Origin of the sequence: Muriicola jejuensis, assembly GCF_010671595.1 — a bacterium.
Lineage (GTDB): Bacteria > Bacteroidota > Bacteroidia > Flavobacteriales > Flavobacteriaceae > Muriicola > Muriicola jejuensis.
Window position 1 is genome coordinate 172,445 of sequence record NZ_JAABOP010000002.1, and the last position, 22,993, is coordinate 195,437.

Genomic DNA, 22,993 nt, shown 5'->3' on the forward strand with positions numbered 1-22,993 from the left:
GCTCAATCGAGCGGTTTTTTTATGCGAGTAACCACTTCCGGGCTTCCCGTTTATTGAGGAAGAGTTTCATCTCATACCCCAGGTTGTTCATAACGGTCTCCGTGAATGATAGGTGGTTGAACTGCTCCTGGTTTTTGACCACAACAGATAGCTTGTAATCCGGGACCCACCCCATATTGGCGGCCGCATCCACCAGGTTGAATTTGGAAGAGGTGGAATGCTGTCCTTCGAGGTCTAAAAATGCCAGCACCAGGTGTCTGTCTGTCGACCTGCAGAGGGAAGCAATGGTAGACCAGCGTTCCTTGGCCTCCCTTAATTCATTGCCTTCCACTATGGTACCTTTGACATGCACCTCCAGGTATTCGGGCAGTACCCTGTGTTCTATGGTATACGGCATTTCTCAGCGATTTTCCTTGAAAATATAAAAAAGAGACCTCACCTCAAAATTATTCCTTCGGAGCCGGCCTCGGTAGGGTTCAGTTGCAGAATGCCCCGGGGCTTAAGTTCGGGTTCTTCCCTGTGAGATACGAATAGAACCGCGGTATGGCTCTCTGTCGCCATTTTGTTGACAAGGTGAACCACCAGTTCAGCGGCGTGGTCGTCCAAATCGGCCGTAGGTTCATCCAGGATGAGGAGTAAGGGGTGTTTGATCATAGCTCTGGCACACATGACCAGTCGTTGTTGCCCTTTACTCAGGTCGTGAAAGTAGGTGTTTTTACTTTCTGTCAGGCCCAGGAGTTCGAGCCAGGAACCGGCCAGGTCCTTTTGTTTTTCCGTAGGAATTGTATATAGTCCAATGGAGTCGACCAGACCGGAGATCAGCATCTGTTCCAGGGTGTGGTATCCCCGAAACCGGTCCGTGAGGGAAGGAGTGATATAGCCTATGTGCTGTTTGATATCCCACACGCTTTCTCCACTGCCTTTGCGATTCCCGAAGAGGTAGATCTCCTGTCCGTATGCCTTGGGACTGTCGCCTGTGATAAGCGATAAAAGTGTGGTCTTCCCGCTCCCATTAGGTCCTCTCAGTTCCCAGAAATCTCCCGGTGCGATCTTCCAGGTGATCCTGTCGAGGACTTTCCTGTCCCCAAAGGATACGGATACATCTCTAAGTTCTATAAGGAAAGGGTCTGTATTTACCCTGGTTTCAGGGGCAGGGGGCAGGGCAGTGGGGAAGGGATCATTTCCGGGGCCTTCTTTTTCAGGATGTTTCAGCCACATGAGCTCTCCACCTTCCCAGCGGGCCCTTTTGTCAATAAATGGCAGGAGGTCCGATCTCCGGCTCAGGATCTGGATCAGGGAAGTGGAGTCTGCAAGTACTGTGATCTTTCCCACAAGGTCATCCCGGGAACCCCTGTCGAGGTTGTCAAAGGCGTTGTCGAGGATAAGATATTCCGGCTGCTGCTCCATGAGATACCTGAACAGCGCCTTTTTCCGCTCTCCGCTCGACATGGACTGAAGGCTCTGTTCCGTTTCCCTCGCGAGCACTTTTCGGTCATGCCTCAGTTCTTCTTCCATCCACCTTAGTATTTCCGAGGTCGAAAAAAGAGCTCCTTTTTTGTGTTCCAGCTCCTCAAAACCCGAGGGCATTGGCCCGTTAAGTAGCCTTTCCAGCAAAGGGGCTGTGGGGGATTCGTTGTCCGTAAATATGGCCCAGTGTGAGATCAATTGGAGTCAGTTGTAGTGTGAACCCCTGCAAGGGGTGCGACTGCAAATATAAGCCTTCGGCATAAAGTTCAGTCTTGGGATACGTACAGCTTCGGGTTCCGTGAACCTTTCTTTTCAGAAGTTAAACCTCAGGACGGCATTTGGGGTCAGGCCCAGGGAATTTTGTGAAAAGGCCCTGGCCTCCCCTGTACCGGCCACACGATAGAAACGACTCACCGTATTTTCCCTGTCAAACAGATTCCAAATGGAGAAGCCTACCTGGGCATTGGTACCGGGTGCTGGTACAAAAGCATAAAGGGCGGATATATCTACCCGCATATAATCGTTAAGCCTGTCGGAGTTACTGGAAAGGAAATTCACCTCACCGTTTTGCACGGGTTGGACCTCATCTGGCTGGGTAGCGGGTTTTCCGGTTCGCCAGTTCCACCCGGCGGCCAGCCTCAGGTGATCAGATTCATAACTGACCCCAAGGGTCAGGGCATGGGTGATATCGTAATTGTTCGGGAAAACGCGTTCCGGCAGCGTTTCAAAGGTATAATCCGAATCGAGAAGGGAATAGCTGAACCAGGCACTGACATCCGCGAATTGTTTTCTCAAAAGGAAGTCCATTCCCATGGCCTCGTACCTCCCTATGGCTTTTGTAAATTCATACTGGTTCTGGAATCCCTGACTTTGGGCCGTGATCCCGTCCACTTCCTTGTAGTAGCCCACTGCATTCAAAAGCCATCCGGATCTGTTGAAACTAAGGCCTGCAGATCCCTGTTTGCTGGTGATCACCGGGATCTCCCCTTCATCTGCCAGTTGCCATCTCCTCTTTTCGATTCCCAAAAAGTCGTTCTGAAAATTGATCACCTGGGAGGTGTTCTGATGCTTGAATTCTCCCAGGATCTCCAGGTTGAATCCTTCCGAGATCCTCTGATTGAAACTCATTCGGGGTTCCAGGATGGTCCTGTTGAACTTGTCCAGGTAATTGACCCTAAGGCCCACATTCGCCCGGGTACCCCGATCCGGGGAGAAATACCCCAGGGAGGTATATCCGCTTTTTACCCTCAGTACATTCCCTTCCAGCCTTCTGAATACAGGATCGTCCACGTCATCCAGATTGGTGACCTTGGTCTCTGTGAAATGGTAGCCGGAATTCCATTGCCATTGCTCATTTAACCTCATTGTCGCCTGGAGCCTGGCAGAGGTTTCCGATACCTTGTTCTCCTGCAAAAAACGCTGGTCATCAGCGATATTGGCATTAATGGCCCTCAGGGTATAGTCCGTATTGTAGATCTGCAGTTCTGTGCTGATCCTGTCATTCCATTGGCGTTCGTACTGGAGTCCGCCCGCGACGGTCCCCTGGGTAAGGCTGCTTTCCCGGGATACGGGGGTATTGCCGATATCGGCATTCTCGTTAAAGACCAGCTCGTTTTCGGCCAAAATGAAATTCAACCGTACCTTATCCCTCTCGGAGACCTTCCAGAGCCATCTCAGGGAGGTGTCGTAAAAATCGAAAGCCTGGTCCGAATTGATCACATTCCCTACATTGTTCTCCACTTCCGTATCCTGTGAGATCCTGGAGAAGTATTCCGTATACGTCGGACTTTCGACAAAATCATTGATGGCCTTCCTGGCTGCGACCTGTATGGAGGAGGAGGCACCCAGGGGGGTATCCACAAATCCGCTGACATCGATAAAATTCACGCCCAGGGAACCCGAAAAATCCCGGTTGACCTGCTCATCGGTCTCCATGGAGATCGTCCCTGAGACCCCGTCTGTAAGCTTGACTGGTGATCCGTTCTTGCGCAGGGACACATGCTGGGTGATCATAGGGTTAAACATGGAAATGAGGCCAAAGAAATGACCCGACTGGTACATCTTGATTCCATCCCACAATATGAGGTTCTGATCGTTGGTCCCACCCCGGATATTGATGTCGGAGACCGTCTCGTTCACACTCTGGATCCCGGGAAAAGCCTGAACCGCCTGTAATACATCGGTCTCAATGAGTCCGGGCAGGATGGTAAACCGGTCGAAGTCGATTTCATAAGACCCGTCATCCAGCTGGTCTATACCCCGTATCAGGTAATCGTACAACACGATCTCGGCGAGCTGAAGTTGTTGCGGGATCATATAAAAGTCCCGACAGGCTGAGGAGGAGGACCTGCCAACCACCTCTTCCCAGTCGCGGTATCCTATGAACCGGATGGTCATAGGACTGCTTTCTCCTTCAAAATCCAGTTCAAAATAGCCGTTTTCGTCGGAAATGGTAGATTCCATATTGCTCTGAATGGTAGCAAAGGGGAGGGGATCGCCGGTGTTCCGGTCTTTGAGGAAACCACAAAACGGGCTGATGCTCCGTTTTACAGAAAAAAAGTTGTTGGGTAACTCCGAGAAGACCAGTCCGCTTTTCTCAGACAGGTAGGCAAGAATCTCCTCTATGCCCCATTCCAGGTCGGGCGGGGTGACCTCAATGCCTTCCACGGTATCAGAAGCGTAGTTGAAGCGGTATCCCTTTGCGCGGGTCACCTCTTCAAGGACCTCTTTTAAGGGCGCTCTGTCTTGAGTCGGTTGTGAAAAGGAGTATATCCCAAAGCAAAGAAAGGAGACAAGGAGGAGGTAATGCTTACTTTTCACTGGATGTCAGGATCACCTTGTTGTTATCAGAAAGGCTGTATGTAAGACCCAGTGGTTCGGCCACAGACCTCAGAGCGTCTTCCAGGTCGCCGTGTACGAATCCTCCCGTAAACCTAGTATCACCGGGCACATCTTCCAGGATCACCTCTATGTCGAATTGCCTTTCGAGTTCGGCGATGACCTCGTAAAGGGGAATATCCTGGAATTCACTGATATCATCAGGCCACTGGGGACCTTTCAATGAGGTCTGGCCCCTGGTAACAGTGCCGTTCAGGAAGCTGAGCCTCTCACCAGCCCGGAGTTCCTCCGTGTGGTTTCCCGAGACTACCTTTACATGTCCTTCGTAACAGATCACCTCAAAGGTTGAAGCGCGTTGTTTTACATTGAATTCGGTACCCAGGACAAAGACCGTTCCCAGAGGGGTAACGACGTCAAAACGGGATCCTTTGGCTACGTCAAAGAAGGCTTCTCCTTTCAGTTCAAGGGATCGATGGTCTTTCCAGTTCTTTTTATTATAGGTGATCTCACTCAGGGCGTTGAGCACTACGCGGGAGTCGTCCGGCAATTCGAGCGTGGTCTTTTGTGCGGCCAGGGTCTCTACCCTGACTTCGGAAGGAAATGCAAAGAAATAAAACAGGGCGAAACCTATCACAAATACACTGGCGATCCTAAGGAGCCATGTCGTGGGATGCAGTTTCCTGACCGGAACATCACGATCCCGGATCCTTTTTTCGAGGGACTCGAAATCGGTTGGATTCGAAAAATGCGCTGCCTTGAAGCAGGAAGCATCTCTGATCAACTGCTCGTAAAACGGATACGTCTCCGTCTTCTGAAAAGCTTCCTTTTCAGCATCTGTCAGGCTGTCGTTCAACCACTTTTCCAAGAGGGCTTTCTCGTCCATGATTCTTTGTTCTTACCTATATAACAATTTAGTCTCCCAAATTCCTGATTATTTTATCCGAAAATTTTCAAGTTCCTCCTTCAGCACGGCAAAAGCCGAATAAATACGGTACTCCACCACCTTTCGCGTGACCCCCAGAATTTCAGCTATTTCCTCGTGTTTCTTCCCTTCCACCTTGTTGAGCAGAAAAGCCACCCGTTGCTCTTCGGTCAGCTTGCCCAGGGTCTGTTGGTACTTCTTGAAGTACTGTTCTTTCTGCATCAGGAATTCAGGGTCCTCGCGGGTGATATCTGCCGGTTTTTCAGACCGATACCGGAGTACAACCTTGTGGTGTTTGATATCGTTCAGGACATTGTTGTTGGCTACCTTATATAAAAATGCCCTGGCCTTTGAGTATACAACATTCTTACAGTTCTCCCAAAGTGCGATAAAGGCCTCCTGGGTCTTGTCTCCCGGATGGCAGGTCTCTCCGTACTTATAATACAGGTAGTTGTGCAGTTCCCGGGCATACATCTCATGCAACCTTTTATAGGTCTCTTCCAGGCATACGTTTTCAGTGGATTCGTTGGTCAAAACAATTTCAATAAGACTGCGTTAAAGATAAAAATTAAAATTTCTCAATTTTTTTTCAGGAGAAATGAAGCTTGAGTTGTTTTAAGGGTAAACAGTTTAATTTAAATCTTATTATGCTATGAATTCATTTGTAAAATTTTTATCCCTGATCCTGGTAGCTTCCATGGTATTCACCTCCTGTAGGAAGGAAGAGTCGGTTCTGATAGAAGGACCACAAGACCAGGCGCTTAAAGCGAATTCAGTCGTTGCCAGCCTTATGCAAAGAACGGCTATGAATGACGGTTCTGATGACAACATCGTCGATCAGGCTAATTGTTTTTCCCTGGATTTTCCATTTACCGTTGTGGTCAATGGCATGGAAATCACAGTAAATTCGGAGGAAGATCTGGATACCGTAGAAGATATCCTGGATGAATTTGACGATGATGACGATACTATCGAGATCGAGTTTCCCATCACCATCATCCTGAACGACTTCAGTGAGGTCACGATCAACTCCCTGGATGAGTTTGAGGCTTACGCCGATGATTGTTCAGGAGAAAATGAATACGATGATGACATCGAGTGTATCGACATCGAGTATCCCATCACCGTCTCCGTTTTCGACACCAACAACGAACTGATCGATACAATTACGATCAACAGCGACCGGGATCTGTACTTCTTCATAGAGGACCTCGATGAAGATAAGATCGTAAATGTGGAATTCCCCATCACCCTTGTTCTCTCGGACGGAACAGAGATCTCCGTTTCCAATCTCGACCAGCTGGAAGACGTCATAGACGATGCAAAAGACGATTGCGATGAGGATGATGATTACGACTACAATGATGACGACTGCGATAATTGCACTACGGAAGGCCTGGTGGAGTTTATCACCGGATGCGATGGCTGGTATGTAAAGGACCTGGAAAGGAACGATACGGACCTCACGGACCAGTACGCAGGATACACCTTTACCTTTGATGCCGAAGGCAACGTGACTGCAGAAACCAGCACCGAAACCTTTACGGGAACCTGGTCAAGCAGCGGATCGGGTAACAATATCACTGTGAGCATCAACATTCCTGACCTAAGTGATTTCAACGCGGACTGGATGTTGCACGAACTCGAACAGGAGTCGGAAAGGCAGGTAGACCTGAGGATGCCCAACGATGACGAGCTGGAATTCAGAAGCAATTGTACCCCTTAACCTAATAATTTGCGGGGAGTTTCCTGGTCCATTTTTAGCCCCTTGGTTCCGGGATGCTCCCTTTCTTTACAACCACATCATTTAACTACGTAAAAAATCAAAGTCATGAAAAAGATCCTATTATTATTCGTCCTCCCTGTTTTTTCATTTTTTCTCACCCAGTGCTCTTCTGACAATACGGATGATCCCATGCTCGACCCGGCCGTCTCCGCCCAGCTGGTCACAGACCTGGCCGTCTCCGGCACGTGGGTGATCCAGAGTTATATCGACTCCGGTACGGATGAGACCAGTGATTACAACGGGTACATTTTCACCTTCAACGCCGATGGCAGCCTGGTGGCCGACAACGGTAGCACCACGGTGACCGGTACCTGGTCCGTGACCACTGACGACAGTTCGGATGATGACGATTACGACAGCATGGACGATATCGATTTCAATATCTTCTTTTCCGCCCCACCTGCTTTCGAAGAACTGACAGACGACTGGGATATCGCTTCCCGATCTTCCAACAGAATTGAACTGATAGACATCAGTGGAGGGGACGGCAGTACAGACATCCTGGTATTCGAGAGGAACTGATCGGCTTAAGGGGGGTTCGGGGTCCCCAACCCGTGCGCCCTTGCTATGGAAATGATTGTTCTCTGAAACGAGCTGCCCTAAACGGGGCAGTTCTTTTTTTTGAAGGTCCCCTATTCTCTTGTAAATCTGATTTGATCCCCAACCTGCAGTCCCCAGGTCTCACTCAAACCGGCATTGACTTCCAGGACATAAATGACCGGCTGGGTTGAGGGCAGGCTTTTTTCCTGCAGGGGCTGCGCATTCTTTACGATACTGGTGATGGTCGAGTCGCGGTCGATATAGATGATGTCCAGCGGGAAGCGGGTATTTTTCATGTAGAAACTGTGGTACGCCTCTTCCGGGAACACGAACAGCATCCCCTGGTAGGTCTCCATCCCATCCCTGTACATGAGTCCGGTTTGCGTCTCGTATTCCCCTTCTGCGATCTCTATGTCGAGTTGGACGATCAGGGAATCCGATCCCCCTTTCAAAAGAGACAGGTCCCCTTCCTTGGTAAAGGTCACGGGGGCAGAGGTAACGATCTTCTTAGGCTCTTCCCGGCATCCGCTCAGGATAAACAACCCGCAAAATGCAAGGAGTAAAAACCTGGGATATTTCTTTGGACCTGTCAACATCTATGCCTTGGTAGATTTGAACATAAAGTAAAATCCGACCAGGATAAAAGGCAGACTGAGCCATTGGCCCGTAGACAGCAGACCCAGGGATTCCTCAAATCCACCCTGGCTCTTTTTTACGTATTCCACGAAGAATCGGATGGTCCACAACAACACCAGGAACAGACCGAAGAGGTATCCGGGCCGGTCTTTCTTGTCCGTTTTCCAGTAGAGGAAATACAGGATAAGGAAGACGAAGATATAAGTGATCCCCTCGTACAACTGCGCAGGATGCCTGTAAGGAATGGCTTCCAGGGCATCCGCGAACTGGAGGTTGTTCACCAGTGCCTCGTATGCTGCATTGGGTGTATTTTCCTGTGTGATCCTCATGGCCGCCGAGGCCGGCATATCGTCGCTGTCTCTGACGAATTTGGTCGCAAAGAGGAAGGATTTATCCACGATCTTTCCGTTGATCTCCGAATTGAAAAAGTTTCCGAGTCGGACGCAAAAGGCCCCTATGGCTACAGGGATGACCACGCGATCCAGGATCCACAGCATCTTAAAGCCTTTGTGCTTACGCGTATAGAGGTACATACCTATGATGATGCCTATGGCCGCCCCGTGGCTCGCCAGGCCGGTAAAACCCGTGAACTCATATCCGTTGATGAGACCGAACAGACTGCTGCCTGCCCTTTCCCGTATGGGAAGGAGGATCTCCAGGAGGTGTTCCGAATAATACGGCCAGTCGTAAAAGATCACATGCCCGAGTCGGGCTCCCAGCATGGTGGCGATCACCGTATAGATAAACAGGGAATCCAGTTCCTGCACCGTTTTCTTTTCCTTGAGGAAGATGCGTTTCATGATGAACCACCCCAAAGCGAAGGCGATGATCCACAACAGGTTGTAATATTTGATCTGCAGGAAACCGATCTTAAAAAGGGTATCGGCCGGATTCCAGATAAAACCTAAAAAATACATGGGGTCTATTTTAGGGGTCTAAGATAATCAAATACCCAGAGAGGAAAAGGATTTGGATGGCTTCTCTGCAAATTCCTGTTCCTCAATCCTGCATGGCCGTCAGGGTACAGGGTCATAGCCGCTGCCTCCCCAGGGATGACAGCTGAAGATGCGTTTTAAGGAGAGCCAGCCACCTTTGAACAGGCCGTGTTTCCGCAGGGCTTCCAGGGTGTATTGGGAACAGGTAGGCGTATATCTGCAGGAAGCCGGGAGATAAGGAGAGATCAGGAGCTGGTAACCCCTGACCAGAAATACAAAAGGGGCAATGAGGACCTTTTTCATGAGATGCTGAAGGTAGTGCCTTCCTTCCCATCCATAAGCTGTATTCCCAGAGCAGAGAGTTCATCCCTGATCTTGTCCGAGGTTGCAAAATCCTTGCTTGCCCTGGCTTCGTTCCGCATCTGAATCAGGAGGGAGACCGCTCCGCTGAGTTTTTCGGATATCGCACTGTCCAGGGTTTGGGATTCCAGTCCGAGCACGTCAAATACGAAATCCTTCATAGTCTTCTTCAGGATGCTGAGGTCTTCCGCCGTAAGGCTAGCTTTGCCTTCCCTGACCTGGTTGATATACCTGACGCCCTCAAAGAGGACCGCAATTAGCACAGGTGAGTTGAAATCGTCGTTCATAGCATCATAGCAACGCTGTCTCCAGGATGAAATATCCATGGCGGAAGTCTTCCCGCTTTCCAGGCTGTCTATGATCCCGAGTGCGTCCATAAGACGCTGATATCCCTTTTCAGAAGCCATTAGGGCCTCATCGCTGAGATCGAGGATACTCGTATAATGGGCCTGCATCATGAAAAAGCGTACCACTGCGGGGGAATAGGCCTTGCTCAACAGGTCATTCTCCCCTGAAAAGATCTCATTGGGAAGGATGTTGTTGCCGGTAGACTTGGCCATTTTCTTCCCATTCATGGTAAGCATGTTGGCATGGAGCCAGTATTTAACCGGGGTCTTTCCCGTAGATGCTTCGGACTGGGCGATCTCACATTCGTGATGAGGGAATTTGAGGTCCATTCCACCCCCGTGGATATCAAAGGTCTCCCCCAGGTATTTGGTGCTCATGGCCGTACATTCCAGATGCCAGCCCGGAAATCCGTCCCCCCAGGGGGATGGCCACCTCATGATATGCTGGGGTTCTGCTTTCTTCCATAGTGCAAAATCCTGTGGATTCCGCTTCTCGTCCTGGGCGGTGAGTTCCCGTGTATTGCTGATCATGTCCTCCAGTCTGCGCCCGCTGAGTTTCCCGTATTCATGGGACTGGTTGAATTTGACCACGTCGAAGTAGACCGACCCGTTGATCTCATAGGCATAGCCCTTTTCCAGGATCTCCTTGATGATCTCGATCTGCTCTATGATATGCCCTGTGGCGGTTGGCTCTATACTCGGGGGTAACAGGTTGAACTTTTGAAGGATGTTGTGAAAATCTACCGTATACCGCTGCACCACCTCCATGGGTTCGATCTGCTCCAGCCGGGCCTTCTTGGCGATCTTGTCTTCCCCCTCTCCGATTTCGTCGTCCTCGAGATGTCCTGCATCTGTGATATTGCGCACATACCTCACCTTGTATTCCAGGTGTTTCAGATAGCGGAAGATCATGTCGAAGGACATGAAGGTCCGGCAGTTGCCCAGGTGCACGTTGCTGTATACCGTAGGGCCACAGACGTACATGCCTACATGGCCTTCGTTCAGGGGTGTGAAAACCTCTTTTTTGCCGGTAAGGGAGTTATAGAGTTTGAGTTGCTGATCTCGATAAAGCGCCATAAGGTTCCTCGAGGGTTAAAAGGTCGTATCCAGGTTTATGTATTCCAAAAATTCCCTTCGGACAGCCTCTTCCTTGAATCGGCCCCCGTATTCTGCCGTCACTGTACTGCTGTCCACGTCCCGTATTCCTCTGGAATTTACACAGAGGTGCTTGGCATCGATCACACAGGCGACATCCTCTGTGCCCAGGACCTTCTGGAGTTCCCGGACGATCTGTATATTCAGGCGTTCCTGCACCTGTGGTCTTTTTGCAAAATAGTCTACGATGCGGTTCATCTTGGACAGGCCTACGACGGTTCCTGCAGAGATGTAAGCGATATGGGCTTTCCCAACAATGGGAAGCATGTGGTGTTCACAGGTGGAGTAGACCGTGATGTTCTTTTCCACCAACATTTCACCGTATTTGTATTTGTTCTTGAAGGTGGATGATTTGGGTTTCCGGTTAGGGTGAAGACCGCTGAAGATCTCTTCAACATACATTTTGGCCACCCTTCGTGGGGTACCCTTCAGGCTGTCGTCATCCAGGTCCAACCCCAGGGTCAGCATGACATCCCGAACGCTCTCCTCTATGCGCTCTATTTTCTCCTGGTCTGAAAGGACGAAGGCATCTGCCCTCATGGGGGTTTCCTCGGCAGCGGAAAAATGGTCCTCTCCGACGCCCTCAAAATGGTCTTCCAGCGAACTTTTGATCTTCATGAAATCTGGTCTTTAACAAAGGGCAAAGATATACATAAAATGGCACTTTACGCGGCTTAAAGGCCTGTACACAACATAAATTAGTGTTAAGGCGACCCGTCAGTTATTTTTAGGTTTTACATGTAAAGTCGGGCCTGTCTATGAGAATTCCATTAGGTTTTCTTATTCTCTTCTTCATTTTTGCCCTGAATGTACTGAACGCTCAGGTGGCAGAGGACTGTCTCAATGCCATTCCCATTTGCAGCAACACCCCGGTAAACGGAGGTACGCAGGGGTATGGTTTGGACGATTTTGACAATGCCCCCAACAGCGGCTGTCTGGAACCCACCATGACGGGCTATATCGAATCTAATTCGGCCTGGTACCGCTTCAGGACGGGAGCGACAGGGCAGCTGGGTTTCAATATCGGTTTTGACACTTCTGAAGACTGGGATTTTGCCCTTTACAAAGCTTCTGACTGCAATTCCCTGGGCGATCCCATCCGCTGTAATTTCTTTGATAATAGCGACGAAGATGCCTATATGGGAGTGGGTGAGGATCCGACCGGCAACACAGATAACGTGCAGTACGAGGACTGGCTGCAGGTAGAACCGGGAGAGGATTACTACCTGCTGATCAACAATTTCAGCAACAACAATTCCGGTTTCTCCATTCAATTCTCCGGTCAGATCTTCGAGACCAATCCCAACGATGCCCTGGATTGCTCCATCATAGACAACCTGCTAGGGGCACCCATTGCGGCTTGTGACAACGAAACCATCATCCTGGATGCTACCACCACCAATGCCCTCGGATATACCTGGTATGCCGATACAGGTGCTGGCTATCAGGTTATTGCCGGGGAGACCGCGCCAACGCTTACGGTAAATACCTCGGCCATGTACCGGGTACAGGTAAGCATGCCCGCACCTCCAAATATTATCAGCGAGGTGCAGGTAGCCTTTTCCATTGCACCCTTTAGCGATCCCCTGACGGATGAGACTCTTTGCATGGAGAATGGAACATTCGACCTGAAACAAAAGGATCCAGAAGCCCTTGGGCCTCAGGATCCGGCCACCCATGTGGTCAGCTATCACTCCAGCCAGGCAGACGCCGATGCCGGCCTCAACTCCTTGCCGAGGAACTATACCCTAACGGCAGGTACAGAAACCATTTACGTGCGGGTGTCGAGCCTGGAAAACCCCAGGTGCTATGACGCTTCCGAGCAGTTTACGCTGGAAGGGGTTGCCACGCCTGACCTGACATTCGAAGACCAGGTCTTTATCTGTCAGGATACGACCGGTGAACTCATCGGAGAACCCTTCCCCAATGCTCAGTACTCCTATCTCTGGGACAGTGGTGAGACCACGCCTATGATCAGCGTGACCCAACCGGGGGAATATACCCTTACGGTGACCAATACTGCGGGCACACTGGCCTGTGCTGCCAACAGGACGGTAACAGTATCGGTCTCCGAACCCCCTGTGATCTCCCAGGTGCTTATCGATGACCTGCAGACCGCCAATACGGTGGAGATCGTCAATGAGGTGCCAGGGAATTTCGAGTACCGGCTCGATGAAGGTCCCTACCAGGCCTCACCTGTTTTACGGGAGGTCAGCCCCGGGATGCACACGGTCACGATCAACGACCTCAATGGGTGTGGTACCGTTACTGAGAATATTATCGTAGTTGGTTTTTCCACCTTTTTCACGCCGAATGGGGACGGGGCCAATGATTACTGGCAGATTGTCGGGATAGAGACCCTGAGGGAGCCCGTCGTACAGATCTTTGACCGGTATGGAAAGTTACTTTTCGTAATGGAAGAAGACTATTTGGGATGGGATGGTACTTACAACGGGATTCCCGTGCCTTCATCCGATTATTGGTTCAAGGTCTCTTTCCTGGATGAGAATGAGCAGCGTGTGGAGGCCAGGTACATCAATAACCACTTCTCCCTCAGACGCTGATCACTAAAGCTTTCACAAAGAATCCGTTCATCGATTAACGGTCAAAAAAGTGGGTTGAAATTATACTAAATCCTTCTCCCTCTAGTTATACATACTGTTTAAACCTGGTTACTTAGCCCCGAAACCTATGCGAAAGTTCATTTGCGGTATAGCCTTTGTCAGCTTTTGGTCTGCAGGTCTGTTCGCCCAGAATTCCCCGGATTGTCGAAGTGCCATCCCGGTTTGCGCGGATGCCCCGATCACATCTTTTGCCGACGGGGGCGGGGATATCGATGATTTCGATCCGGATGTGATCCGACAGAGCGGTTGCCTCGAGAAGGGTAGTGTGAGTTCGGCCAATATTGAAAACAATACCTCCTGGTACGTATTCAGGGCCGGGACAAGGGGTCAGATCGGTTTTGATATAGAGGCATTGCCGGGTACCAGCGGCACGGTGACCGCGGAGTGGGATTTTGCCCTCTATGGACCCGATGTGGATTGTGCGAGTATCAGCAATGGTACCGCCCAGCCCATACGATGCAACTACGAAGTGAATGACACGAATTTCACAGGAATAGGAGTGAACCCGGAGAACGGGCAGGTGGGGGCACCCAACCTGACGGGCAGCCAGAATACCTATGACGAGTGGCTCATCGTGGAAGAGGGGGAGATCTACTACCTGCTGATCAATAATTTCAACACCAACTTCGACGGGGACCCCGAACCATTTTCCCTGACTTTTACCGGGTATTCGGTGGATCAGGACCAGAACACGGCCCTCGACTGTACCCTGAGGGATGAATTCCTGGGTCTGGACATCGTGGCTTGTGAAGGCGACCCGGACATCACGCTCTCTGCCCTGAATTCACCGGCGGGACCCGATATTGCCAACGTGACCTGGAGCGTGGATTACGAGGATGACGGGGTGATAGACCAGGTACTTGCCTCCGGGCCCACAGAGACCCAGCTCACCGTGACCAGCCCCAATTCAGGGAGGTATTTCGTGGAGATCGTCACCAACCTGGCGACTACCATCACGGATGACATCCTGATCACTTTTTACGGTATCCCGGTATTGCAGGAGGTGATCATTCTGGACGACCTTTCTGACAGCAACAATATTGAGATCGTGGTAGACGGAGACGGGAACTACGAATACGCCATCAACGGAGGTGAATTCCAGGACTCCGCCATATTTTACGACGTCCCCCCGGGAGAGAACACCGTGATCATCAACGATAAGAACGGCTGCGGTTTTACGGACCCCATTCCCTTCCTGGTGGTGGGATACCCGAAATTCTTTACGCCTAACGGGGACGGCATCCACGATGCCTGGAACATCCTGGGGATAGAGACTCTTACCGATCCTGTGGTCTTTATCTTTGACCGATACGGAAAATTGCTCAAACAGCTAGACGAGACCACCATCGGGTGGGACGGTACCTTTAACGGGAGGCCCATGCCCTCATCGGATTACTGGTTCAGGCTGGATTACTCCAGGGATGAACAGGGGATCATCGTCGCCAATTCGGTGCGGACCCATTTCTCCCTCGTGCGATAAAAAAAGCCGGCGAGTGCCGGCTTCTTCTTTATATGGTAGCTCTCCTTACAGGTTCAGAGTGTATCCCACCAGGATATTCGTATTGACATTATTTACACTTGCGGGAGTTGGGAACCCTGTCACGAACAGAGAGTTCTGGCTCGTCTGCTCGGAACGGCTAAAGGCCAGGTCGAGCCTGCTGCCCCCAAAGTTAAACCCGAGTCCAAAGGAATAAGCCTGCAGGTCCCCAACGGTGATACCGTTCTCATAAGGGCTGCTTTCAAATCGATATCCGCCGCGCAGGCTAACGTTGTCTATCCTGTATTCCCCTCCGATCCTGTAGGTGTTTACAGTGCCCAACTGGGAGGCGATAAAGGTGTTTTCATTGTTGAAACTGGGATCTGAAACAGGACGTAATTCGGCTTCTGCCATGTCCTGATACCCGTAATCAAAACTTAGCAGTCCCTGTGGGCCAAAGACGATGGCCAGACTTCCCGTGAGCTTTGCCGGAGTTTTGATCCGGTATTGTTCGAAGAGGTTCACCACGTTAAAATCGATAAATCCGATCTCGGAATCTGCGAGGTCAGAATTGATCCGCTGTGAAGTATCGTCCAGCATCCTGTACCAGGTAGGGGATTGGTAGCTTCCACCTATACGCACATTTTCGTTCATCACCGCGATGGCCCCCAGGCTGAAGGAAAACCCTGAGCCTTCCGTGCGCAGGTAGTTGTCAAAACTCACGAAGGAGATTGGGGAGCTGGGATCGTAGCCCGTTTCCGTGAACTCGGTATACTGGTCAAAAAGCACATCGTGGAAATTCAGGGAAGCTCCCAGGAAGAGGTTTTTCTGGTACTGCCCGGCAAAATTCACCGTCAGTTTGCTGTTGTACCCATTGGTCCTTCGGAAATATTCCTGATTCACGGTATTGTAGACCGCATTGGAGACGTAGGCGGTATTGTTGTTGTCAGTCTCATCCACGGGATCTATCACCCCTCCGTAATAGCCCAGGAAGGCTTGTTGCTCCCGGAAACCGAGGTTTGCCCCAATGTCGAGATAGGCTTCTTCAATAAACTCCCCGTCCTGTATCAGCAGGGGGCCGAACGGGACGCCCTGAGCGAAGTTCAGGAAGTAATTATCAATCCCCTGATCGCCGTTCCCGTCGATGAAGACATCATTGTCAAAATTCCTGGCCATGTCGTAATTGATGGCCAGGGAGATCTTTTGCCATGGACTGTTCGGATTTCTGCTTTTAAAGACAAATACGCCTCCAAGCTGACTGATATCCACGGAATTTCGAACTTCCGTGGCCGGCGAGCCGAAATAGGAAGACTCGTTGTTCTGATGATAATTGGCCCCTGTGATCGTAAAGAGACTGTTGGCGAAAACGGCCGAGCCTGCCGGGTTGATATTCAGCGCAGACATATCTCCCCCCAGAGCCCCGAAGGCACCTCCCATGCCCTGGAATCGCGCAGTCCCCTGAAGGTTTTCCGTGCTGTATCGGAGTACATCATCGATGTTCTGGGCGGTTAAGGCCAGGCATGACATACCCATCATGAACGTTAGAATTCTTTTCATTTTACCAGTTTTTAATTAGTGAATGTAAAAGGGGTTATTAAATCCTGCCGCCCCGGCCTGAGGACCTTCCGCCGGAAGACCTGCCGCCGCCACTGGACGATCTTCCACCGCCTGAGCTTCTCATGCTTCCCGAACTACGGCTACTGCTTCCGGAGCTTCTGTAACTTCCTGAAGAGCTTCGACTACTGCTTCCAGAACTCCTGTAAGTTCCAGAGCTGCGGCTACTGCTTCCAGAACTCCTGATCCCGGTTGATGGCCTTGAATATCCGGAAGACCTGGGGGTTCCCGATGAGCGATAACTCCTTGAAGAGGATGGACTCACGGTATTTCCGCTGCTCCTTCTATACGTATTGCTTCGGGAGGATGAATACCCGTTGTAACGATTAGTCGCAGAACTTCGGTTATAATTGGGAGAGACGCGCGTACTCCTGCTGCTGCGGTAGCTTCGGTTCCTGCTAATGGCGTCAGCACTTACCGATCGCCTGGCAGTGGTGCCACCTCTGTAGGTGGAGGAACTCCTCAACCCCGTCCTTGAACTATTTAGATTGGATCTTCCGCTGTTATCTCTCAGCCTTGTGTTAGTGCGAGCTGTGCTAAGATTGGACCTGCCTCTGAAGGAATTGGATGCCAAGGCGTTCCGGTCGTAAAAGCCCCGTCGGGATCTGTTGAAACCAAAGCGGTTGTTATAGGGATTTCCGTAATAACCTCCCCAGCCCCAGTTGTTCCAGCCCCAGCCGCCGTTCCATCCCCAGCCGCCGTTCCAGCCCCAGCCTCCATTCCAGGCCCAGGCACCGCCCCAGCCCCAGGCACCACCCCAGCCCCAGCCCCAGTTGTTCCAGCCCCAGCCCCATGGATTATTCCATCTCCAAGGACTGTATAGGCCGCCCCAGTACCAGCTGCTGTATCCCCAGAAGGGATCTGCCCAAATGGGGTTCCAGCCCCAGTTGTCATTGATATTGATGACCACATTGGTAGGGTTGTCTCCCCAACCTGGATTGCCTGCATAGGTATTCTCATCATCAAAATAGTCTGAGTCCCTCATCATGGCAAGGCTGTCTCCTTCCACACCACTGTAGTAGGAATCCACGTCTGTAAAGATCTCGCTATCCATATACTGGTCTATTTCCTCGGCTTTCCTGCCGAAGTATTCGCCATAGATGCCGTCATCTTCTTTCTGAACGGATCTCTGGGAAGGGCGTTCAACCGTTCTCGGTGCATTGTATACCGTGCGTTGTTCTACGCCTGAACCGTAAATTCCGTCATTCTCGTAATAGGAAGCCTGTTGATAAGAACCACAGGAAACCAGCCCGATGCCCAGAAGGCCCAGGACGATTGTTTTAAGGTTTTTGGGGTGGGGTAAGGAAACTATCATGAGTACAAAATTATATTGTTGAACATATTAAAAATAGTTAGTTTTGCCCAACTATTCGTGACATAAAGTGCAAGATTTATGCCAAAGTACACCAGATGGGAAAAAATTTAACGACGCGTAAGGAGGATTATTCCAAATGGTATAATGAGCTCGTGGTAAAGGCGGATCTCGCCGAAAATTCAGGGGTAAGGGGCTGTATGGTGATCAAACCCTACGGTTATGCCATCTGGGAGAAGATGCAGGCCGCTTTGGACAGGATGTTCAAGGATACGGGTCATGAGAACGCTTATTTTCCCATTTTTATCCCCAAATCCTACCTGAGTAAGGAAGCGAGTCATGTGGAGGGTTTTGCAAAGGAATGTGCCGTGGTTACCCATTACAGGCTTAAAAATGCCGAAGATGGGAGCGGTATTATTGTGGATCCCGAGGCTAAATTGGAAGAGGAGCTCATCGTCAGGCCTACTTCCGAAACCATCATCTGGGATACGTACAGGCGCTGGATTCAGTCGTATCGAGACCTGCCCCTGCTGATCAACCAATGGGCAAATGTGGTGAGGTGGGAGATGCGTACCCGTCTCTTTCTAAGGACCGCAGAATTCCTCTGGCAGGAAGGACATACGGCCCATGCCACGGAACAGGAAGCCATAGAGGAAGCGGAAAAGATACTCGATATATACACGGAATTCGCAGAAGAACACATGGCGGTCCCCGTGATCAAAGGGACCAAGTCGGAAGGAGAACGGTTCGCAGGGGCCGTGGAGACCTATTGTATAGAAGCATTGATGCAAGATGGCAAAGCGCTACAGGCCGGGACCTCGCACTTCCTCGGTCAGAATTTTGCCAAGGCCTTTGACGTTAAATTCGCGAATAAAGAAGGGCAGCAGGATTATGTATGGGCCACTTCCTGGGGGGTATCTACCCGCCTAATGGGAGCCCTGGTCATGACCCACAGTGATGACAACGGTCTTGTACTTCCTCCCAAATTGGCCCCTATACAGGTGGTGATCGTACCCATTTACAAAGGGCTGGATCAGCTCGAGGCCATCTCTGCCAAAGTAAAACCCCTGGTAAAAGACCTGAGAGCGAAGGGGATTTCAGTAAAATACGATGACAGGGATACCCACAAGCCCGGTTTCAAATTCAATGAATACGAACTGAAGGGCGTGCCGGTCAGGCTCGCCATAGGGCAGCGCGACCTGCAGAATGACACCTTTGAGGTAGCCCGCAGGGATACTCTTGAGAAGGAGACCGTGAAAGCTTCGGAGGTGATAGACCACATAGAGGAATTGCTGCAGAAGATCCAGGAGAACATTTTCAACAGGGCGTTGGCCTACAGGGAAGACCATATCACACGGGTAGATTCCTACGAAGAATTCAAATCCCTCTTGGAATCCAAGGGAGGTTTCTTCCTCGCCCATTGGGACGGAACCCCGGAGACCGAGGAAAGGATCAAGGAGGAGACCAAGGCGACTATTCGTTGCATCCCCTTCCCTGCGGAAGAGGAGGACGGGAAGTGCATGGTCACCGGCAAGCCATCGGCTCGCAGGGTCCTGTTCGCCAAGGCGTATTAGAGAGCCTTCAAAAAATAATCAGAGGGTGTTGCGGTAGTAAAAAATAATTGTATTTTTGCATCCGCAATTGCGCAGACCCATGGCCCGTTCGTCTAGGGGTTAGGACGCCAGGTTTTCATCCTGGTAACAGGGGTTCGATTCCCCTACGGGCTACTGAGAAGACCGTATAGAGATGCGGTTGTTTTATTGATTTAAGGCCCGTTCGTCTAGGGGTTAGGACGCCAGGTTTTCATCCTGGTAACAGGGGTTCGATTCCCCTACGGGCTACAAAGTGTCTGCCGGAACAGGCGGCCTAAAACATTAATTTAAGAAAGATGGCAAATCACAAGTCGGCATTAAAGAGAATCAGAAGGAACGAAGAAGTACGCCTTCGCAACAGGTATCAGCACAAGACCACGCGAAACGCAATCAAGAAATTGCGCAGTGAGACTGACAAGAAAAAGGCTAACGCCCTTTTGCCTTCTGTGATCAGCATGATCGACAAGCTGGCCAAACGCAACATCATCCACGATAACAAAGCAGCCAACCTCAAGAGCAAGCTCACCAAAATGGTGAATACCCTCTAGGAAAAGTGCATTAAGATATAACCCGGCCTCTGAGCCGGGTTTTTTTTTGCTTTTTTTACAGGGAGTGATGCATTCCAAAAAAAATCCCGGAACACGAATGCTCCGGGATCTTATCTGAAAAGGGTTTCCTTACTGGCTCATCGTCATCAGGAATTCCTCGTTGTTCTTGGTCTGCTTGATACGCTGCTCCATGAATTCCATGGCCTCGATGGGGTTCATATCTGCCAGGTACTTCCTCATGATCCACATGCGCTGTATCACATTGTCTTCCAGCAGCAGGTCGTCCCTGCGGGTAGAAGATGAAATAAGGTCGATGGCCGGGAAGATCCTCCTGTTACTGATCCTTCTGTCTAACTGGAGTTCCATATTACCGGTTCCTTTGAATTCCTCAAAGATCACCTCGTCCATTTTAGAACCTGTCTCGGTAAGCGCTGTGGCGATGATCGTCAGGGATCCACCGTTCTCTATGTTCCTGGCAGCTCCGAAGAAACGTTTGGGTTTATGCAGGGCATTGGCATCCACACCCCCACTGAGCACCTTGCCCGATGCGGGTTGTACCGTGTTGTAGGCCCGCGCCAGCCTGGTGATAGAATCGAGGAGGATGACCACATCGTGGCCGCATTCAACCAGCCTTTTTGCCTTTTCCAGGACGATGTTCGCTACCCTTACGTGTTCCGTCGCTTCCTTGTCAAAGGTGGAAGCAACTACTTCACCCCTTACATTCCGTTGCATATCGGTCACCTCTTCGGGGCGCTCGTCGATCAAAAGGATGATCTGGTAAACCTCGGGGTGGTTTGCCGCAATAGCATTGGCTATATCCTTTAATAACATAGTTTTACCCGTCTTTGGCTGAGATACGATCATTCCCCTCTGTCCTTTACCAATAGGGGAGAAGAGATCGATGATCCGGGTAGAGATATTGCTCTGCCTTTCCGCCAGTTTGAACTTTTCCCGGGGGAAAAGAGGAGTGAGGTGCTCGAAGGCCACACGGTCCCTGACCACCTGAGGGTCCTGTCCGTTGATCTTGATCACCTTGATCAGGGGGAAATACTTTTCGCCTTCCTTTGGGGGGCGTACATTCCCCAGTACGGTGTCACCCGTCTTCAGACCGAAAAGACGGATCTGTGACTGGGAAACGTAAATGTCGTCTGGGGAGGACAGGTAATTGTAGTCTGAAGATCTCAGAAAACCATATCCGTCAGACATGATATCCAGGACCCCTTCGCTTTCTATGATGCTGTCGAACTCGTATTCGGGTTGTTTGTATTTGTTTTTGAGGTCTTTATCGTAATTCATCGATTTCTTGTCCTGCCCGTTGTTCTGGTGGTGGGATTTATTTTGATTTTGGGCTTTTGGAGCATTGGAAGAATGGTCCTTCTTTTTGTGCTCTTTTTTGGGATGCTCTTTTTTGTGGTGGTCTTTCTTACCACCGTCATCTGATTTGTCCGGGGCGCTGTTCTCCTTAGCCTGGGGGGAAGATTTGGTCTCCTGCGACTCCCCGCCTCCTTCATTCCTGGACTTTCTGGGCCTGGGATTGCGATCCCTTTTGCGCTCCTGAGGGGCGACATTTTCCACGACCTCCGCGGTCTCCTTCACTATTTTCGGATTGGCGGCTTGAAGATCTAGGATCTGGTAGACCAGATCCAGTTTCTTGAGGGTTTTGTATTTGGGTACTTTAAGGGTTTCGGCAATTTTCTGAAGCTCAGGTAGCTTCATTGCCTTTAAATCGGAAATCTCAAACATTGAGTTTTGAATAAGTTGAACGTAGATCTAAAGAGTTTGAAGTATTTGATACTTGGATTTACTTGGGAATGGGTTCCCAGTGGGTAAGTGTTATCCTCGATAACGGGTCAAAATTACAAAATATTTTCAATAATTGATGGTAATTTTTTAAAAAGACCTTTATTTTTGCAGCTCTTAATCACCTTGTGCCTATGATCCAACGCGTGCAGACCCTTTATCTTACAGGAGTGATCCTCCTGGGGGCTGTACTCCCTTTCTGGGTCGAACTCTGGACGGATTCAGAGGCCAACGTGGTGTTTGCAAAGAATGAAATCGCGGTTTCGCTAGCCTTTTATGTGTCGGCGGTTCTGGCTGCCCTCGCCATTTTCAAGTACAAGGACAGAAAGAATCAGTTCGTGCTGAACCGTTTCAATATGATTGTGAATCTTTTTTTACTGGGATTTTTCGTTTACCGGTCGCTAAATCTATCCGGAGAGACCCAGGTCTCGGAGAAGGGTATTGGGATGCTGATTCCTGTATTTTCTATCGTTTTACTGGTCCTTGCCAACAGGGCCATCAAAAGGGATGAAGATCTTGTAAAATCTGTTGACCGCTTACGTTAAACCTAACATCTTAGTAGTATTAGTGCGTGAAACCCCGGTGTCCAAACCGGGGTTTTTTGCTTATGGGAGGTAAAATTCTTCTTCTTTCACCACCAGGGTTGTAAGTTCTGCGGTATGCCCGTCAGGGTCCTTGAGGTACACAGACAGGAAATAGTGATGGTCCTGTTCTTCATAAGGAAGGCCTAACTCTTTGAACCACCTTTTGGCTTTTTCGTATTCCTCCCGGGTGACCTGGAAGGCAAAATGGTCGATACCCGGCTTCCTGGAGGTTTCTTCTCCGGGAGATCTCTCCCCCTGGGCAGGGAACAGGGCTATTCCTGTTTTTCCTGCCAGCATAAAGACTGGGTAATCCCCCCATTCCGGGAGTTTATAGGGAGTCAGGCCCAACACTTCTTCGTACCACCTCATGGATACGGCCAGGTCCCTGACCCGCAAGGCCACATGGTCCAGAAATTCTATATTAAAAGGAGTTGCCATTTGGGATTTATTATAGGT

At 50.3% G+C, this 22,993-nt stretch carries 21 protein-coding genes and 2 tRNA genes; 9 read left to right on the forward strand and 14 right to left on the reverse strand.

Features of this window, described 5'->3' with window-relative positions:
• Positions 1 to 19: 19 nt before the first annotated feature.
• The 5 genes from GWK09_RS08805 to GWK09_RS08825 form a co-directional block, all read right to left on the reverse strand.
• Positions 20 to 397 carry a hypothetical protein gene (locus tag GWK09_RS08805; protein WP_163692826.1) on the reverse strand — a complete coding sequence of 126 codons (378 nt, stop codon included), beginning with the start codon at positions 395 to 397 and terminating at the stop codon, positions 20 to 22.
• 38 nt (positions 398 to 435) lie between these two features.
• Positions 436 to 1,665: an ATP-binding cassette domain-containing protein gene (locus tag GWK09_RS08810; protein WP_239530884.1), complete on the reverse strand. Its 1,230-nt coding sequence runs from the start codon at positions 1,663 to 1,665 to the stop codon at positions 436 to 438.
• A 114-nt stretch (positions 1,666 to 1,779) separates the two neighbouring features.
• Positions 1,780 to 4,287, reverse strand: a complete 2,508-nt coding sequence (locus GWK09_RS08815; RefSeq protein ID WP_163692828.1) for a TonB-dependent receptor — start codon at positions 4,285 to 4,287, stop codon at positions 1,780 to 1,782.
• Complete coding sequence (locus GWK09_RS08820) at positions 4,277 to 5,188, reverse strand: FecR family protein (protein WP_163692831.1); 912 nt, start codon at positions 5,186 to 5,188, stop codon at positions 4,277 to 4,279. The genes GWK09_RS08815 and GWK09_RS08820 overlap by 11 nt, the downstream gene beginning before the upstream one ends.
• 48 nt (positions 5,189 to 5,236) lie before the next feature.
• Positions 5,237 to 5,761: an RNA polymerase sigma factor gene (locus GWK09_RS08825; RefSeq protein ID WP_239530885.1), complete on the reverse strand. Its 525-nt coding sequence runs from the start codon at positions 5,759 to 5,761 to the stop codon at positions 5,237 to 5,239.
• A gap of 118 nt (positions 5,762 to 5,879) precedes the next feature.
• Between GWK09_RS08825 and GWK09_RS08830 the strand changes: the two genes are divergently transcribed.
• Both GWK09_RS08830 and GWK09_RS08835 read left to right on the forward strand, forming a co-directional pair.
• A complete protein-coding gene (locus GWK09_RS08830; protein WP_163692832.1) occupies positions 5,880 to 6,953 on the forward strand; it encodes a lipocalin/fatty acid-binding family protein in 1,074 nt (357 codons plus the stop codon).
• A 105-nt stretch (positions 6,954 to 7,058) separates the two neighbouring features.
• Entirely contained in the window at positions 7,059 to 7,535 is a 477-nt protein-coding gene (locus GWK09_RS08835; protein WP_239530886.1) for a hypothetical protein, read from the forward strand.
• 110 nt (positions 7,536 to 7,645) lie between these two features.
• Here the strand turns inward: GWK09_RS08835 and GWK09_RS08840 are convergent, their stop codons facing one another.
• The 5 genes from GWK09_RS08840 to folE all read right to left on the reverse strand — a co-directional run bounded on the left by GWK09_RS08840 (position 7,646) and on the right by folE (position 11,604).
• The gene (locus tag GWK09_RS08840; RefSeq protein ID WP_163692834.1) at positions 7,646 to 8,149 is read right to left on the reverse strand and encodes a DUF192 domain-containing protein; all 504 of its coding nucleotides are present in this window, start codon (positions 8,147 to 8,149) and stop codon (positions 7,646 to 7,648) included.
• Positions 8,150 to 9,106: a prolipoprotein diacylglyceryl transferase gene (gene lgt / locus GWK09_RS08845; RefSeq protein ID WP_163692836.1), complete on the reverse strand. Its 957-nt coding sequence runs from the start codon at positions 9,104 to 9,106 to the stop codon at positions 8,150 to 8,152.
• Positions 9,107 to 9,205: 99 nt separating this feature from the next.
• On the reverse strand, positions 9,206 to 9,427 hold the full coding sequence (gene yidD, locus GWK09_RS08850; protein ID WP_163692839.1) for a membrane protein insertion efficiency factor YidD: 222 nt from the start codon (positions 9,425 to 9,427) through the stop codon (positions 9,206 to 9,208).
• On the reverse strand, positions 9,424 to 10,908 hold the full coding sequence (gene cysS / locus GWK09_RS08855; protein ID WP_163692840.1) for a cysteine--tRNA ligase: 1,485 nt from the start codon (positions 10,906 to 10,908) through the stop codon (positions 9,424 to 9,426). Before cysS ends, yidD begins: the two co-directional genes overlap by 4 nt.
• A gap of 15 nt (positions 10,909 to 10,923) precedes the next feature.
• Entirely contained in the window at positions 10,924 to 11,604 is a 681-nt protein-coding gene (folE, locus tag GWK09_RS08860) for a GTP cyclohydrolase I FolE (RefSeq protein ID WP_163692842.1), read from the reverse strand.
• A gap of 140 nt (positions 11,605 to 11,744) precedes the next feature.
• Here folE and GWK09_RS08865 point away from each other — a divergent pair, with 140 nt between their 5' ends.
• Together GWK09_RS08865 and GWK09_RS08870 are read left to right on the forward strand one after the other, a co-directional pair.
• A complete protein-coding gene (locus tag GWK09_RS08865) occupies positions 11,745 to 13,550 on the forward strand; it encodes a T9SS type B sorting domain-containing protein (RefSeq protein WP_204260419.1) in 1,806 nt (601 codons plus the stop codon).
• 127 nt (positions 13,551 to 13,677) lie between these two features.
• On the forward strand, positions 13,678 to 15,090 hold the full coding sequence (locus GWK09_RS08870) for a T9SS type B sorting domain-containing protein (protein ID WP_163692844.1): 1,413 nt from the start codon (positions 13,678 to 13,680) through the stop codon (positions 15,088 to 15,090).
• A gap of 45 nt (positions 15,091 to 15,135) precedes the next feature.
• Here GWK09_RS08870 and GWK09_RS08875 read toward each other — a convergent pair whose 3' ends face one another.
• Together GWK09_RS08875 and GWK09_RS08880 are read right to left on the reverse strand one after the other, a co-directional pair.
• Positions 15,136 to 16,644, reverse strand: a complete 1,509-nt coding sequence (locus GWK09_RS08875) for an OmpP1/FadL family transporter (RefSeq protein ID WP_163692846.1) — start codon at positions 16,642 to 16,644, stop codon at positions 15,136 to 15,138.
• A 37-nt stretch (positions 16,645 to 16,681) separates the two neighbouring features.
• On the reverse strand, positions 16,682 to 18,016 hold the full coding sequence (locus GWK09_RS08880) for a hypothetical protein (protein WP_163692848.1): 1,335 nt from the start codon (positions 18,014 to 18,016) through the stop codon (positions 16,682 to 16,684).
• 95 nt (positions 18,017 to 18,111) lie between these two features.
• On the opposite strand from GWK09_RS08880, the gene proS reads away from it, so the two are divergent.
• The 4 genes from proS (at position 18,112) to rpsT (ending at position 20,153) form a co-directional block, all read left to right on the forward strand.
• Entirely contained in the window at positions 18,112 to 19,587 is a 1,476-nt protein-coding gene (gene proS / locus GWK09_RS08885) for a proline--tRNA ligase (protein ID WP_163692850.1), read from the forward strand.
• Between the two features lie 81 nt (positions 19,588 to 19,668).
• Positions 19,669 to 19,740 (forward strand) — tRNA-Glu (locus GWK09_RS08890).
• A 42-nt stretch (positions 19,741 to 19,782) separates the two neighbouring features.
• Positions 19,783 to 19,854 (forward strand) — tRNA-Glu (locus GWK09_RS08895).
• 47 nt (positions 19,855 to 19,901) lie between these two features.
• Complete coding sequence (gene rpsT, locus GWK09_RS08900; RefSeq protein ID WP_163692852.1) at positions 19,902 to 20,153, forward strand: 30S ribosomal protein S20; 252 nt, start codon at positions 19,902 to 19,904, stop codon at positions 20,151 to 20,153.
• 129 nt (positions 20,154 to 20,282) lie between these two features.
• Here the strand turns inward: rpsT and rho are convergent, their stop codons facing one another.
• The gene (gene rho, locus GWK09_RS08905) at positions 20,283 to 21,896 is read right to left on the reverse strand and encodes a transcription termination factor Rho (protein ID WP_163692854.1); all 1,614 of its coding nucleotides are present in this window, start codon (positions 21,894 to 21,896) and stop codon (positions 20,283 to 20,285) included.
• Between the two features lie 191 nt (positions 21,897 to 22,087).
• Between rho and GWK09_RS08910 the strand changes: the two genes are divergently transcribed.
• On the forward strand, positions 22,088 to 22,498 hold the full coding sequence (locus GWK09_RS08910) for a DUF4293 domain-containing protein (protein ID WP_163692856.1): 411 nt from the start codon (positions 22,088 to 22,090) through the stop codon (positions 22,496 to 22,498).
• Positions 22,499 to 22,558: 60 nt separating this feature from the next.
• Here GWK09_RS08910 and GWK09_RS08915 read toward each other — a convergent pair whose 3' ends face one another.
• Positions 22,559 to 22,975 carry a VOC family protein gene (locus tag GWK09_RS08915; RefSeq protein WP_163692858.1) on the reverse strand — a complete coding sequence of 139 codons (417 nt, stop codon included), beginning with the start codon at positions 22,973 to 22,975 and terminating at the stop codon, positions 22,559 to 22,561.
• Between the last annotated feature and the right edge of the window lie 18 nt (positions 22,976 to 22,993).